The 14,231-nt window shown below is 45.5% G+C and carries 13 protein-coding genes; 4 read left to right on the top strand and 9 right to left on the bottom strand.

Going from position 1 to position 14,231, the window contains the following annotated elements; translation table 11 throughout:
* Nucleotides 1-77 precede the first annotated feature (77 nt).
* From speA to R7127_RS18000, 4 genes are all read left to right on the top strand, one after another.
* On the top strand, nucleotides 78-1,988 hold the full coding sequence (speA, locus tag R7127_RS18015; protein WP_047102851.1) for an arginine decarboxylase: 1,911 nt from the start codon (nucleotides 78-80) through the stop codon (nucleotides 1,986-1,988).
* Nucleotide 1,989: 1 nt separating this feature from the next.
* Nucleotides 1,990-2,910, top strand: a complete 921-nt coding sequence (gene speB, locus R7127_RS18010) for an agmatinase (protein ID WP_238967341.1) — start codon at nucleotides 1,990-1,992, stop codon at nucleotides 2,908-2,910.
* Nucleotides 2,911-3,320: 410 nt separating this feature from the next.
* Complete coding sequence (gene emrD, locus R7127_RS18005) at nucleotides 3,321-4,526, top strand: multidrug efflux MFS transporter EmrD (RefSeq protein WP_138939801.1); 1,206 nt, start codon at nucleotides 3,321-3,323, stop codon at nucleotides 4,524-4,526.
* 310 nt (nucleotides 4,527-4,836) lie between these two features.
* Nucleotides 4,837-7,002, top strand: coding sequence for a S9 family peptidase (locus R7127_RS18000; RefSeq protein ID WP_262584266.1), 2,166 nt, complete (start codon nucleotides 4,837-4,839; stop codon nucleotides 7,000-7,002).
* 218 nt (nucleotides 7,003-7,220) lie between these two features.
* On the opposite strand, the gene R7127_RS17995 is transcribed toward R7127_RS18000, so the two are convergent.
* From R7127_RS17995 to R7127_RS17955, 9 genes are all read right to left on the bottom strand, one after another.
* Nucleotides 7,221-8,270, bottom strand: a complete 1,050-nt coding sequence (locus R7127_RS17995; RefSeq protein WP_005374238.1) for a porin — start codon at nucleotides 8,268-8,270, stop codon at nucleotides 7,221-7,223.
* Nucleotides 8,271-8,485: 215 nt separating this feature from the next.
* Nucleotides 8,486-9,355 carry a metal ABC transporter solute-binding protein, Zn/Mn family gene (locus R7127_RS17990; RefSeq protein ID WP_005374240.1) on the bottom strand — a complete coding sequence of 290 codons (870 nt, stop codon included), beginning with the start codon at nucleotides 9,353-9,355 and terminating at the stop codon, nucleotides 8,486-8,488.
* 22 nt (nucleotides 9,356-9,377) lie between these two features.
* Nucleotides 9,378-10,253, bottom strand: a complete 876-nt coding sequence (locus R7127_RS17985; protein ID WP_005374244.1) for a metal ABC transporter permease — start codon at nucleotides 10,251-10,253, stop codon at nucleotides 9,378-9,380.
* Nucleotides 10,253-10,981, bottom strand: coding sequence for a metal ABC transporter ATP-binding protein (locus tag R7127_RS17980; protein WP_033906235.1), 729 nt, complete (start codon nucleotides 10,979-10,981; stop codon nucleotides 10,253-10,255). The genes R7127_RS17985 and R7127_RS17980 overlap by 1 nt, the downstream gene beginning before the upstream one ends.
* Entirely contained in the window at nucleotides 10,981-11,907 is a 927-nt protein-coding gene (locus R7127_RS17975; protein WP_033906234.1) for a metal ABC transporter solute-binding protein, Zn/Mn family, read from the bottom strand. The genes R7127_RS17980 and R7127_RS17975 overlap by 1 nt, the downstream gene beginning before the upstream one ends.
* A 22-nt stretch (nucleotides 11,908-11,929) precedes the next feature.
* Nucleotides 11,930-12,481, bottom strand: a complete 552-nt coding sequence (locus R7127_RS17970; protein ID WP_033906233.1) for a DUF6162 family protein — start codon at nucleotides 12,479-12,481, stop codon at nucleotides 11,930-11,932.
* On the bottom strand, nucleotides 12,478-12,798 hold the full coding sequence (locus tag R7127_RS17965) for a hypothetical protein (RefSeq protein ID WP_005374251.1): 321 nt from the start codon (nucleotides 12,796-12,798) through the stop codon (nucleotides 12,478-12,480). The genes R7127_RS17970 and R7127_RS17965 overlap by 4 nt, the downstream gene beginning before the upstream one ends.
* A 42-nt stretch (nucleotides 12,799-12,840) precedes the next feature.
* Nucleotides 12,841-13,671, bottom strand: a complete 831-nt coding sequence (locus R7127_RS17960; protein ID WP_025768070.1) for a DUF4198 domain-containing protein — start codon at nucleotides 13,669-13,671, stop codon at nucleotides 12,841-12,843.
* Nucleotides 13,672-13,686: 15 nt separating this feature from the next.
* Complete coding sequence (locus tag R7127_RS17955) at nucleotides 13,687-14,226, bottom strand: DUF2271 domain-containing protein (RefSeq protein WP_033906231.1); 540 nt, start codon at nucleotides 14,224-14,226, stop codon at nucleotides 13,687-13,689.
* Nucleotides 14,227-14,231: the final 5 nt, after the last annotated feature.

Raw genomic sequence — 14,231 nt, 5'->3', positions numbered from 1 at the left:
AATACCTCATGATTTGCTTTTTTGTACTTTTCCTTCTAATTAATTAAGGAGTTAAGTACATTTTTGTGAGAATCGAGTTGGAAAAAGCAACTAAATTAGACCGCATCCGCGCGGACTACAACGTTCACTACTGGAGCCAAGGTTTCTACGGCATTGATGACCAAGGCGAAGTATATGTATCACCACGTAGTGATCGTGCACATCAAATCCCTTTCAGCGCTATTGTAAATGAGCTAGAAGCGAAGCAGTTAAATCTGCCTGTATTAGTACGCTTCCCGCAAATCGTGCACCAACGTGTGCATGGTATTTGCCACGCATTCAACCAAGCAATTGAAGAATACCAATATCCAAACAAATACTTGTTGGTGTACCCAATTAAAGTAAACCAACAACGTGAAGTGGTGGATGAAATTCTAGCGAGCCAAGCTCAACTAGAAACCAAGCAGCTTGGTCTTGAAGCGGGTAGCAAGCCAGAATTGTTGGCGGTACTTGCATTGGCTCAACAAGGTAGCTCCGTGATCGTGTGTAATGGCTACAAAGACCGTGAGTATGTGCGTCTTGCACTGATCGGTGAAAAGCTGGGTCACAAGGTATTCATCGTACTAGAGAAGCTTTCTGAGCTGGATCTGGTACTAGAAGAAGCGAAAAGTTTGGGCGTAAAACCGCGCCTTGGTTTACGCATTCGCCTCGCCTCTCAAGGCGCAGGGAAATGGCAAGCAAGTGGCGGTGAAAAATCGAAGTTTGGTTTATCAGCATCGCAAGTGCTTAGCGTTATTGAACGTCTTAAACGCGAAGGCAACCTAGACGCGATGCAACTGGTTCACTTCCACCTTGGTTCACAGATGGCAAACATCCGTGATGTACGCAATGGTGTGAACGAGTCTGCACGTTTCTACTGCGAACTACGCGCACTCGGTGCAAACATCGAGTACTTCGATGTGGGCGGCGGCTTGGCAGTGGATTATGACGGCACACGCAGCCAATCATCGAATTCGATGAACTACGGACTTGCAGAATACGCACGTAATATCGTCAACACAGTGGGCGATGTGTGTCTGCAATACGAACAACCAATGCCAGTGATCATTTCGGAATCGGGTCGCTCGCTAACAGCGCACCACGCTGTATTGATTTCTAACGTAATTGGTACCGAATCGTACCTACCGGAAGAAGTACATGAGCTTGATGATGACGCTCCGCTTTTGCTACAAAACATGTGGCGAAACTGGGAAAACTTACAAGATGGTACAGACGCTCGTGCGTTAATTGAGATTTACAATGATACCCAAAGTGATTTGGCAGAAGTGCACTCTCAATTTGCTACAGGCGTGCTTAACTTGGAACAACGTGCGTGGGCAGAACAATTGTCACTACGCATTTACTTCGAATTAAGCCGAAAGATGAGCACTAAGAATCGCTTCCACCGTCCGATTCTGGACGAGTTGAGCGAACGTCTTGCGGATAAGTTCTTCGTGAACTTCTCTCTCTTCCAATCTCTACCAGATGCTTGGGGTATTGATCAGGTGTTCCCTGTTCTGCCACTTTCTGGTCTGGGCGAGGCGGAAGAGCGTCGTGCAGTGATGTTGGACATCACATGTGACTCTGATGGCGCGATCGATCACTACGTTGATGGTCAAGGCATCGAGAGCACGCTACCTGTACCAGCTTGGAGCAAAGACAAACCGTACCTAATGGGCTTTTTTCTAGTAGGCGCATACCAAGAAATCCTTGGTGACATGCACAACCTATTTGGTGATACCCACAGTGCTGTAGTCAATGTTGATGAACACGGTCAATTTGAGATCAGTTACATCAACGAAGGTGATAGTGTAGAAGACATGATGCGCTACGTTCATATCGACGTGGATGCGATTCGTGACAATTATAAACAATTGGTTTCACAGCGAGTTGAAGCCAATGAACAAACACAAATCCTAGCAGAACTAGAACAAGGTCTAGCAGGATACACCTATTTAGAGGACTTCTGATATGAATGATTTGTTTACTAAAACTGATTATTCGCTTTACTCCAACTCTATGTCGTTTTTACGTCTGCCGTACATTCGTAACCCGGTATCGGCAGACGCAGACGTTGTGGTGTTGGGAGTCCCTCTGGACATGGCAACATCTGGGCGTCCAGGTGCGCGTATGGGTCCAGATGCAATTCGCCGTGCCTCAGTCAACTTGGCATGGGAAGGTAAGAAGTTCCCGTGGAGCTTCAACGTATTGGATAAACTGAAAGTGATCGACGCAGGTGATCTCGTGTTCGATTGCGGTGATGCGGAAGATTTTACTTACCGCCTTGAAGCGGCAACCAGTGAAATTCTAAAAAGTGGTAAAACCATGTTGGGATTGGGCGGTGACCACTTCATTACGCTACCTATCCTGCGTGCCTATGCGAAGCATCATGGCCAAATGGCGTTGATTCACTTTGATGCTCATACGGACACCTATGCAAATGGCAGTTCATACGACCACGGTACGATGTTCTACCATGCGCCGAAAGAAGGTTTGATCTCAGCGAAGAACTCAATACAAATCGGCATTCGTACGGAGTACAAACAGCAAGATCACGGCTTCAATGTGATTAATGCGATGCAAGCGAATGACATGTCGGTGAGCGAGATCCTAGAAGAAATTCGTCGCACCGTCGCAGACAAGCCAGTATATGTCACTTTTGACATCGACTGCTTAGACCCGGCCTTCGCACCGGGAACTGGTACACCAGTTTGTGGTGGCTTGAACTCAGACAAAGCGCTGAAAATTATTCGTGGTTTAGCCGGCATGAATATCGTGGGTATGGATGTTGTCGAAGTATCGCCTCCATACGACCACAGTGATGTTACCGCACTAGCGGGAGCAACCATCGCACTAGAAATGCTTTACGCATACGCATCTGAGCGCGAATAGACATAATCATTTCTAAGGGAGCTTCGGCTCCCTTTTCTTTCTGATGCTTTCCTCTACCTTTTATTCACTCGTTTCATCTTGAACTCACCTCAACCGATCAGACGCTTTATTTTTGCACTTTAACCATTAAAACCAGTTACCTATAAGGCTCATTCTATTCACGAAAAGTAAAAAATTTAACGTAATTAGACAAAGAAATGCACCGCTTTTTGAAAACAAAATCGGATTAGTTTTTCTAATTGAAATCATAGATTTTTATCTTGCTCAACTTCACACTTTTCGATTGCTAATTATACAAGCAAGCACTATTATCTCGCGCAAATCCCCCCCGCAACACAAGAATTCAGTTGGCACTCTGTAAAAGAGTGCTAAGGGTTTTTACGTCTTAAATTTTTTGGAGAGATACGCAAATGTCTGCTTCGTTTCCATTAGCGAAACTTACCTTTTTAATCGCTATATTGACTGCCGTGGGTCAAATGACCCAGACAATGTACGTGCCTTCAATCGGTCATATGGCGGGCGAGTTTTTGGTATCTGCGTCATCACTTCAAGCTGTGATGGCTTGTTACCTAATCCCATATGGCTTGTCGCAATTTGCGTATGGCACACTATCGGACCGCTTGGGACGCAAACCGATCATCATCGTCGGGCTGCTTATCTACATCGCGGGTACACTGGTGGCATTATTTGCACATCAATTTGAATGGTTCTTGATTGGTAGCTTTATCCAAGGCTTAGGTATTGGCTGCGGCGGTGCGATGTCACGCACTCTGACTCGCGATTGCTTTGAAGGCTCTGATCTACACAGAGCAAACAGCTTAATTAGCATGTGTGTGATTTTCTCACCATTAATGGCACCAGTATTAGGCGGTTACCTAACAGAAGCTTTCGGATGGCGGTCGAGCTACTTGTTCTTAGCGCTATTTGCTATCGCGGTTGTGATCACCATGATGACAAGCATGATGGAGACGCTACCAAAAGAGAAACGCAAATTCGAACCAGTAGCCAAAAGCTACAAACACGTTTTGTCTGACCGTCGCTTTCAAGGCTTTTTGATTTGCCTGGTTGCAACATTCGCTGGTGTAGGTGTATTCGAAGCGGCGGCTGGGGTGTTGTTAGGTGGGGTATTAGAATTACCTGCAACAACGGTAAGTTTGCTGTTTATATTGCCGATCCCAGGTTACTTGGTGGGTGCGGGCTTATCTAGCTACATCGCAAGACGTCGCTCTGAGCGTCGTGCTTTAAACGTAGGCTTGGTCTCTATTTTTGTGGGCTCTGCTATTGTGCTCATCCCAGGCTTGTTTGGTTTGACCACGGCGTTAACGCTAGTTGGAGGCGCAACCGTGTACTTTTTGGGTGCGGGTATTCTCTTCCCAGCAGCAACAACTGGAGCGATTGCGCCATTCCCATACCATGCAGGAACAGCAGGCGCGACATTGGGTGGCATGCAAAACTTGGGGGCAGGTGTCGCAACTTTGCTCGCGTCACTATTTCCAGCGCATAACCAGATGCCTTTGGGCATTATGATGATGGCAATGTCGGTAATTGCAATGCTTGGGTTAATGTGGGTGAATCGAGCACACAATCACTCAAACGAAGTACCGCAAGTTATCTGATCATTATCAGCTTACTTTCAAAATCCAAAGGGACACACTCAACAAGTGTGTCCCTTTTTTCATATCACACTATATCGATTTCCCGATGAGAATGATTTAACTTTCGAATTGATATTTGTTAAAAATAACAGCTGCTTACACAATGTGTTTTCAGCTTCCTTCAAATTGAGTAGCCAACTCGAAAATATTGAGGATTCTCACTTTTTCGGCATACCCCATAACAAAGAATGGACAACTGAAAACCACTAACAAAATGAAAGCCCAGCCCTCAGGATGAGGCCACTTGGGTGTACAATAAGGATAAAATCAGATGCGTTTCACTTTAACTACGTTGGCCGTCTCGGTCGCGCTTGTCGCCGGATGCAGCAATCAAGGAATCCCCAGCATGACTCAATACTCCCAAACACAGATCGTTGCTCAACAAACTCAAGCTCCGGTTGCGAAAAAAGTCCCTCACGCGATGACTATTCATGGCGATACCCGCGTTGATAACTACTACTGGATGCGTGACGACGAACGTAAAGACCCTGAAATTTTACAGCACCTAGAGAAAGAAAATCAGTACGCAGAAACCGTTCTAAAGCACACTGAAACATTTCAAGATACGCTATTTGAAGAAATTAAAGGGCGTATCGCAAAAGACGACAACTCAGTACCGGTTCGTAAAGGCAACTACTTCTACTCCAGTGAAGTGACCGGAGATAACGAGTACGAAGTCCATTTGCGAGCTAAAGACTTTGCAGGCAAAGACAAACAAATCATTTTAGATGTCAATGAACTAGCAAAAGAACATGAATTTTTCAGTATCGGCGGCCTATACGTTAGTCCGAATGAAAACTTATTGGCGTATGGCGAAGACACATTAAGCCGCCGCGTGTACACCCTTAAGATCAAAGACCTGACAACAGGCAATTACCTACAAGATGAAATCGAAGGGGCCTCAAGCGCTGTCGCATGGCAGAACGATAACAACGCCTTTTACTACATCAAAAAAGATCCTCAGACCTTATTGGGCTACCAAGTTTATCGTCATGTATTGGGCACACCACAAAGCAACGATGAGCTGATTTTTGAGGAAACCGACAGCGCCTATTACACCTCACTAAGCAAAAGCAAAGATGGCGAAGATATTTATATCTGGCATTCGAGTACAGAAACCAGTGGGGTCTCTATCATTGATGCGAACAACCCTAAAGCAAAGGCGAAACCGTTCTATCCTCGCGAAGATGGCATTGAATACAGTATTTCTAAGCTAGGCGATTGGTACTACATTTATACTAACTATCAAGCCGTCAACTTCCGTTTGATGAAAGTTCATCAAAATGACATACATGACCGCTCTAAATGGCAAGATGTGATTGCCGCAGACGACAACACTCAACTTGTCGACTTCGAGTTATTCGATGATCACATCGTCTATGAGCAGCGCTCTAACGGCCTAGCAAGCGTCACTGTACGTCAGCTTTCAACAGGAAAAGAATTCCCCCTCACATTTAATGACGATGCGTTTGCTGCCTATTTGACAGGTAACCTAGAGCTGGATAACGAGAAAGTTCGTATTTATTACAGCAGTTTAACCACTCCAGGAACCTACTACGATTTCGATCTAACAACGGGCGGGTCAGAAATCATGAAGCAAACACCTGTACTTGGTGATTTTAATCCTGACAATTACCAATCAGAACGCATCATGGTCACAGCCCGTGACGGTAAAGAAGTACCCGTTTCTTTGGTGTATCGTAAAGACTTATTTAAGAAAGATGGTACGAATCCACTCTACCAATATGGTTATGGGTCTTATGGCGCAACCATTGAGCCAACTTTCCGCTCGACACGTTTGAGTCTATTGGATCGCGGCTTTGTTTACACCATTGCTCATATTCGTGGATCTGAAATGCTTGGCCGCCCTTGGTATGAAGACGGTAAAAAACTAACCAAGCAAAACACATTCAACGACTTTATTGATGTGACTAAAGGTTTGGTTGAACAAGGCTACGGCGCGAAAGATAAAGTCTTCGCTGTTGGTGGCTCTGCAGGAGGTCTCTTAATGGGGGCTATCATCAACCAAGCACCAGAACTGTACCGCGGTATCGGTGCACATGTTCCGTTTGTGGACGTGGTAACCACCATGCTCGATGAATCGATTCCATTGACCACCAATGAGTATGATGAATGGGGTAACCCAAATAACAAAACATACTATGACTATATGTTGAGTTACTCGCCTTACGACAACATCAAGGCGCAAAACTACCCGAACATGTTGGTAACGACTGGCTTGCACGACTCTCAAGTACAGTACTTTGAACCAATGAAGTGGGTCGCCAAACTTCGTGAAATGAAGACAGACGATAACGTCTTGTTGTTCAAAACCGATATGGAAGCCGGACACGGCGGCGCATCTGGTCGATTTAAGCGCTTAAAAGAAGATGCGCTAGAGTATGCCTTCTTCCTCGATTTACTCGATAAAAAATAAGCGTATTAATAGAACTGCATCTCTTCTAACAACAAAAATGCCCGCAAGTTGCGGGCATTTTTTATAGACGCACTCTCTAAACAAAGAGTGGGGTTACCTAAGCACAGAATGACTAGCGTCTCTTATAGCCAAAGGATAGCAGAAAGAAAAACGCCTACTCACAACGAGTAGGCGTTAACACAATAAATGTGTTTAGGCAGTAGAAACTGGCCTATTTATTAGAAGTAGTAACGAGCACCTAGAGTCCAGTAGTCGTTCTCTTCATTGTTGTAGTCGTTACCTAGGTCAAACTGGTAACCAGCGAAAGTAACAAATGCAGGAGTTACTGCGTACTCTGCTTGTAGCGCAGTTTCGCTTGAAACTGTCTTGTTGTCTTTGTCGTCTTCTACACCTTCGTAGTTAACGCTGAACGTCCAATTGTTGACTCCGTACGCTAGTAGGCCCTCAATCTGAGTAGTTTCTTCACGCATCTCGTAGAAGTATTCGTTCATGCCGTATACAACAGCTGCGTACAGACCAGAGCCATACTCACCGTAATTTACAGAAACAAGGTGTGATTCAGCAGTTTTAGTACCTAGACCAGAATTCTCAACATCACCGCCGCTGTATACGTAGCCTAGACCAAAGCCCGCAACAGAGCCGCTCAGTGCGATTTGACCACGTTGGTCATACTTGCTGCCTTTAGAAACGTATTCTGGAAGACCTGTGTTAGGGTTTTGTTGTAATGATAGGCCTCTATCATCATTTTCACCTTGCCAACCAAGACCTAGGTTGAAAGCAAAACCTTCGCCAAACTCAAAGCTTTTACGGTAGCTGATCATTTTTTCAGCACGACCAGTACCTAGATTGTTGTGATTGTCGTACAAAAAGTCGTTCGCGAACGCGATTGGTAGATCCGCAACGCCAGCGACATCGTAGTACGGAGACCACTGTGTACCTCCCACTAAACGGCCAAACTGCTGGTGGGTCGCGCCGATGTAGCCCAAACGAGTTGAAAACGACTGGCTACCACCATTTAGGTAGTTAAGTGCCCATTCGCCTTTAGCGTCGATAGTGATACCGTTGCCAATGTCTTTCTTGCCCGCAACATTGATACGTGGAGACACTTGGTGAACTTTTACTTCTTCTTCGAAATACTCACCCACGCCAACTGAAACGTGACCGCCGATCGATAAAGATGTACCATCGCTGTTGTAAACTTCTGCTGCGAAGGCCTGTGAACCACATGCTAGTGCCGCCACTGCAACGGCTAGAGTTTTCATTTTCATTGTTAACATCCGTATAGTTGTTTGTACCGGTTCGCTTAGAAACAGATTAAATCCGAATCAATCGCAACGAACACATAACAAAGTAGTAATGAAATAGAAATGAAACAAACACTTTCTTATGCAACCAGTGGTATCAATGCTCACATTTTGAGCTTAATCACAAAAAAATAGGGAACTTTTCACTCCCCATCATAAAATCTGTGGCTTTTTACGTGTCACATCTCCCAACGTGCGAGTGGCTTCTCAGTTTTGATACCGTTACTGCCCCAGCGGTCAATAACATCAATTTGCAGTATGCGGCTCGGTTTAATAAGCGATGTCAAGGTTTTCGACGGTCGTTTATCCGTCACTAACCATAGCGTTTTATCTTGTTCAAACTGAGCTTTTAAAGATAATTTGTCTTCTTCTGTCCACTCAAGTTCCGGCTTAAATTCGCGCCCAACCACAAACAATTGGTTGCCAGAGGCAAAGTCCTCTAATGACTCACTCATCAGTACCACTGAATCGATGCCTTTATCGAAGATCTCTGCCTGTTGTTGGTTGATCAGTTCACGCACATTGAGCATAAGAGCCTGTTGATTCGTTTGAATCGCCTTTTGGTGTTCAGGATATACACGTTGTAGATCCTCTCCAACAATGCCCGCCATTCGGATTAAGTTTGTAGGGTTCAGCCATGCGTACTTCGATGTTGACCCGTTTTCCAATGTCAGAACTGCAACTCCTTGAGCTCTAGGAGAAATGGCCTGCGATGCATCGATTTCAATCAAGTGAATGTTGCCCTGTCGAGCGTAAACATAAGTCGGGTCTTGTTTCCAAATCGCACCAAGAGTAATAGCAACCGTCGCGGCTTGACCCGCTTGCTTAACTTGCTCTGTACCTTTATTTGCGAACCAGTTCTCAAGACGCTCAACGCCGTAACGCTTTGGAGGCAGATACTGAGTCTCTATCCCTGTACCTTTCATGAGTTGCTCAGACAACATGTACGTGACGGGAGTGCTGGTTAAAATGTCTTTGGCGCTTGCCAACGATGGAAGTGTTGTCGCTATAACCAAACCAAAAGTTATCGCTAATTTTTTTATCTTCATGTTCATTACTTTATAAAAAGGGTTACGCTTTTTGGATAATTCGGTAAACCGTTGCTGTTAGGAAAAATGCCGCAGAAACAATGATGATGGATGCGCCTGATGGCACTGGTAGCTCAAGCTCCATCGGCAGTATGGTTCCTATTAAACACGCAATGGTTGCCAATAAAGAAGAAAGGAGAACAAAACTGCCCATGCGTTTAGTCAATAACCTAGCCGTTGCACCAGGAATCAGTAGCAATGCACCAACCAATACCGCGCCAATAATCTTTACCGCGGCGATGGTGACCAAGGTGATCATCATGACAAATAAGTAATCATAAAAGCTGGTATTAAAGCCGCGTACACGTGCAATATCCGGGCTGATACAAGTTAGCAAAATGCGGTTAAACGTTGGAATAAGAAGCAGTAATATGATCAAACAACTGATCGCTAAAATAAGGATATCGTTGTCCGTCACAGTCAAGATCGAGCCAAACAACACGTTCTCCAACATGTGAATGTTGATCTTACGAGCAACGTACATTAACAGCGCAGCACCAACCGCTAACGCTAATGCAAGAAAAACCCCAACCAGTGTGTCGTAAGGTACATTCGTACGATTACGAACAAAGTGAAGCAACAGCGCAAAAATCATACAAAAGCTAAACAATCCGATGATCGGATTCTCTGGCGGCTCACCGAGCAACACACCAATCGCGATTCCGGTAAGCGCAGCATGCCCAACCGCTTCAGAGAAAAAAGCCAGTCGCTTGGCGATGACTAATGTACCAAGACCACCAAGTAATGGTCCTAATATCAGCGCTGCCACAATTGCGTTTACCATGAAGGCATAAGAAAAGCTATCGCTTAACCATCCAGCTTCAACGCCGCTAACCGCTAACTCTCGCAACCAATCCATTATGCAGCCTCCACTTTTGCTGTGTAGTGCTTGAATAATGTTTCTATACGATCAGGGCTTAGCACATCTGAATGGTGACCTGACGCCACAATTTGACGATTTACGACATGGACCTGCGCATCTAAACGGCGCACGGCGGTCACGTCATGATGTACTGCCACCACCGTTTTGCCTTCTCCAACAACTTCATGAATCAAACCTTCAAGATATCGAACACCTTGCTCATCCATGCCAGTTGTAGGTTCGTCTAAAACCAATAAATTGGGCTCATCCAGTAAAGCTTGCGCAAACAAAACACGCTGTTGCTCACCGCCAGAGAGTTGCCCCATACGACGGTCGCTACGCGTTGCCATACCCACGCGATCCAGCTGGGCCAGGGCATGTTGAGTTTGTTTCGTTTTACGTCGCCAAAATAGAGGGATACGAGTTTGGTTAAGCAGTACAAAATCCATCACGGTTAACGGGAGGCTTGCTTCAAACATCGCTTTTTGTGGCACATACCCTATCTTCCCCGATGCAGCTGATGGTTCTGGCCAATTGAGCGCTATGTTTCCCGAAAATGGCGTGAGTCCAAGTACCGAACGAAGCAAAGAGGTTTTACCACCGCCGTTCGGTCCCATAATCACGTGACATTTCGCGTTCTCGAATTCGACGCTGATGTTCTGCAAAATGATATTGTCGGCGTATTTTAGGCCCACGTTACTTAAGGAAATGGAAGGTCCAGTCATTACGCCTTTTCCCCTGCTCGCTTACTCGCCACAAATTTCATGGCTTCGATTAGTGTTTCCACATTATCTCGCATCTCAACCTCGACTTTATCGGCCTCATACTCACCGTGAGTCATGTGAGAAAAGCGATAAAGCTGCACCCCAGTCGCCTCTTCGATGGTATCAACAAAGCGATTCGGCATATTGAGCTCATAAAACAGAACATCAATGCCCGATTCACGAATTTTCTCTATCGTTTCCTGTAGCTGACTTGCACTTGGTTCTACACCATGAGCAGGCTCAATGACAGCGGCAACGTCAACACCAAACTCCTGAAGGATATATCCGTAAGCATTGTGGGTTGTCGCCACCTTCATACCAGCCGTGTCCAACTCACCAAGAGACAACATTGCATCACGCTTCATCAGGCGAAATGTTTTCGCGTAGTTACGAGCATTTTGGCGATAGAACGTAGCATTGTCTGGGTCCAATTGGCTTAGCTCACTCGCGATGGTGTAAACCTTTTGAATGGTTGTTGATAAACCGACAAAGGTGTGAGGGTTCACTGCTCCTTGACCAACAGACTGCCCCATAGCAGGCAATAAAGGCACTTCTTTGTTCGCTTCGATAACCACGAGATCATCACGCTGAGAAGCCTTGATCACTTTCAGTGCAAAATCGTCATGACCAATACCATTGATCACTATTACGTCCATTTCATTTAAGCGCTTAAGATCATTAGGTTGTGGCAAATAGTTGTGAGGATTAAAACCAGCATCAACCAAAGGAACGATGTCCGCCTTCTCACCAACAACGGCTTTAACATAGCTGTAATAAGGTTGAAGCGTAATACCAATACTGAGTTTATCGGCAGCAAAGCCAGTAGAAGACACCGTCAATAACGCGGTGGCTGTAAGAATACGACGTAAAAGAGAGCGTTTGATCATAGTACTTATCAATTATGTTGTCTTAATGGGCGTGAGAGTGGGAAGAAGAGTCTGACAGAATGATTTGTTTCCACCCGAAATCGTGGCGTTTAGCTAGATCGCTTAGTCCCTCCACATTTAACGAACGGCTAGAATCATTAAACCAAATATCAGCTTGAGAACTGCGGCTATCCAACAGCATGGAAGCAGAGCCTTGGGCACTGGTCTTCACGCCAATGTAGACACCGTCATCAATTCGTTGCCACTGATGAGAACCTTTACGCTTCCAGTTTTGGTCTTTCACGAACGGAGCAATCCAAAGCACCTCCATATCAGAGATCTCAGGCCAAGTTCCGGTATCTAACTGCAAATCACGAATCTCTTCATGAGCGAGCTTAAGCTCAGCGATCAACCCCAACTCATTTTGATGTAAATCCGTGATTAACACTTGATGAGACTGCATGTCTGGCTTTTCAGTCGCGACCTGATGGTAGGGCATAAGTATGGCTGCTGAACTGAGAATTGCTGCGATTGTCAGTGCGACCCACTTTCCTTCTCGGTTACCATCATCAGGGCGAACTTTCTGTACACTCATTTCTCTTTCAGCTCAACGATATCCACTTCCACCGGGCTTTCATGTCCGGCATCAAATACCAAATAGAAATCTGTTTCAGGGTGAGTAAATTCTGCGATGGAACGCTTATCTGTTTTTTCTTTGGCGATCAGATTGTCGTCGTAATCGTACATTTCGACATCGTAGTCGACCGCTGTCGATCCATCCGAGTAGCCCGCTTCACAAATCACTTTATCTTGCGCCAAGTGACAGCTCATCAGAGGAAAATGTGCAGCAGCGTGAAAGGACGCAAATCCAGAAAAAAGCAAAACCGCTTTTAGAAGAGAAGTGTTATTCATGATAATTCCAAAATGGCCCAGCAATTGCTGAGCCTAATTCGATTAGTTAAGTTGAGTTTCAAACGTAAGGTGAACATTGGCACTCGCTTTATCCGCCAATGGATTATCTTTCAATTCACCTTTGTAGTTCGCTTTCATTAAGTAGCGCCCGGCGACTTCTGGCGTGAAGATCACTTTGCCATCTTTATCGCTCACCACATCGATTTGTTCTTGATGGTTTCGGTACATAGTACCTTCACGTGTAATCTCAGCAGTAACGCCCTCTTGTGGCTCTCCGTTAAAGAAAAACTGGAACGTCACAGGCTCACCTTCAATGATGTCCGATGGATGCGTGATCGGTTTCATCTCCAGCATTTTGCCTTCAATCTCCAACGCTTTGTCCGTTGGCATACCAACCGTAATGTAGCTTTCTGCTCGGGTGTAACTTAGTTGAGTAACCACATCACGCGCTTGCTCGGGAAGCACATCACCACGCTCAGCTTTGCTTGCTCGCGCCCATTTCACCGTATCACGACGGCCCGCTTTGTATTGTGTGTAGTAGCTCGGCTGATTATTAATCGCAACTTTGTGCGTGCCTTCTTCTGTAAAAAAGAAATCAAACATAGAGCGACGCTTGCCACGAACAACAAAGTTAGGACGCTCAGAGCGGCCATCCGGCATCACCACAAATGCCTGATCACTACCCGCAGGCTTATCAAAAACAAACGTTCCGTGAGAGGCAGTAACATCAAATGTCAGCCAGTCACCGCCTTCTTTAGAAACCGTAAAGTGAGAGGGCAGAACCCAACGTGGATGTGCTTGCGCGGTGGTGGTTACAGCCAATCCCATTGCCATTACACTCGCCAATGCCACTGCTTTCATTTTGGTTTTCATTGTTGTGTCCTTTAATCACTTAACTTGATAATTGACGGTGATGACACCCGTCTCTTGTGTTGGTTTAAGCTCATAGCGCACGTCACTGTCCGCTAGCGTTATTTTTTGACGTAAGTAGTTTCGCCCACCGTGTTCACGAACGACTTCGACGTACAACGTGTAATTTCCTTGTTCCAAACGCTCCCCTGCGTCATTGGTTCCATCCCAGACAAAGCGGTATTGACCAGCAGGACGTGTTGCAGAAGTCACCGCATCAACAAGTTCACGATCATAACGACCCGCTTTTCTCCACCAGCTGCGTAGATCTTTTAACCATTCGTCTTTCCCTACCCATAACTGAATGGTTTTAACCGGTTTACGCTGATCGTTTTCAACCCAAACCGCCACATAAGGGCGTGCATACATTGAGGTATCTATCTTTGGAAGTTCGAGTTCGAAGTCGACCTTCGCGTTATCTGGTAGAGGCGCCGCGGAAAGAGAGAAAGGAGCAAAAGCCGCGATCAAAGCGGCTTTACAAAAGTGATTACGGCGGAAAAATCTTCCTGTGTTCAACATAAGTG

Origin of the sequence: Vibrio sp. 1159 (assembly GCF_033340395.1) — a bacterium.
Taxonomy (GTDB): domain Bacteria; phylum Pseudomonadota; class Gammaproteobacteria; order Enterobacterales; family Vibrionaceae; genus Vibrio; species Vibrio alginolyticus.
Note: the sequence above shows the minus strand (reverse complement) of the source record. Positions and strands in the feature narration are given on the sequence as shown.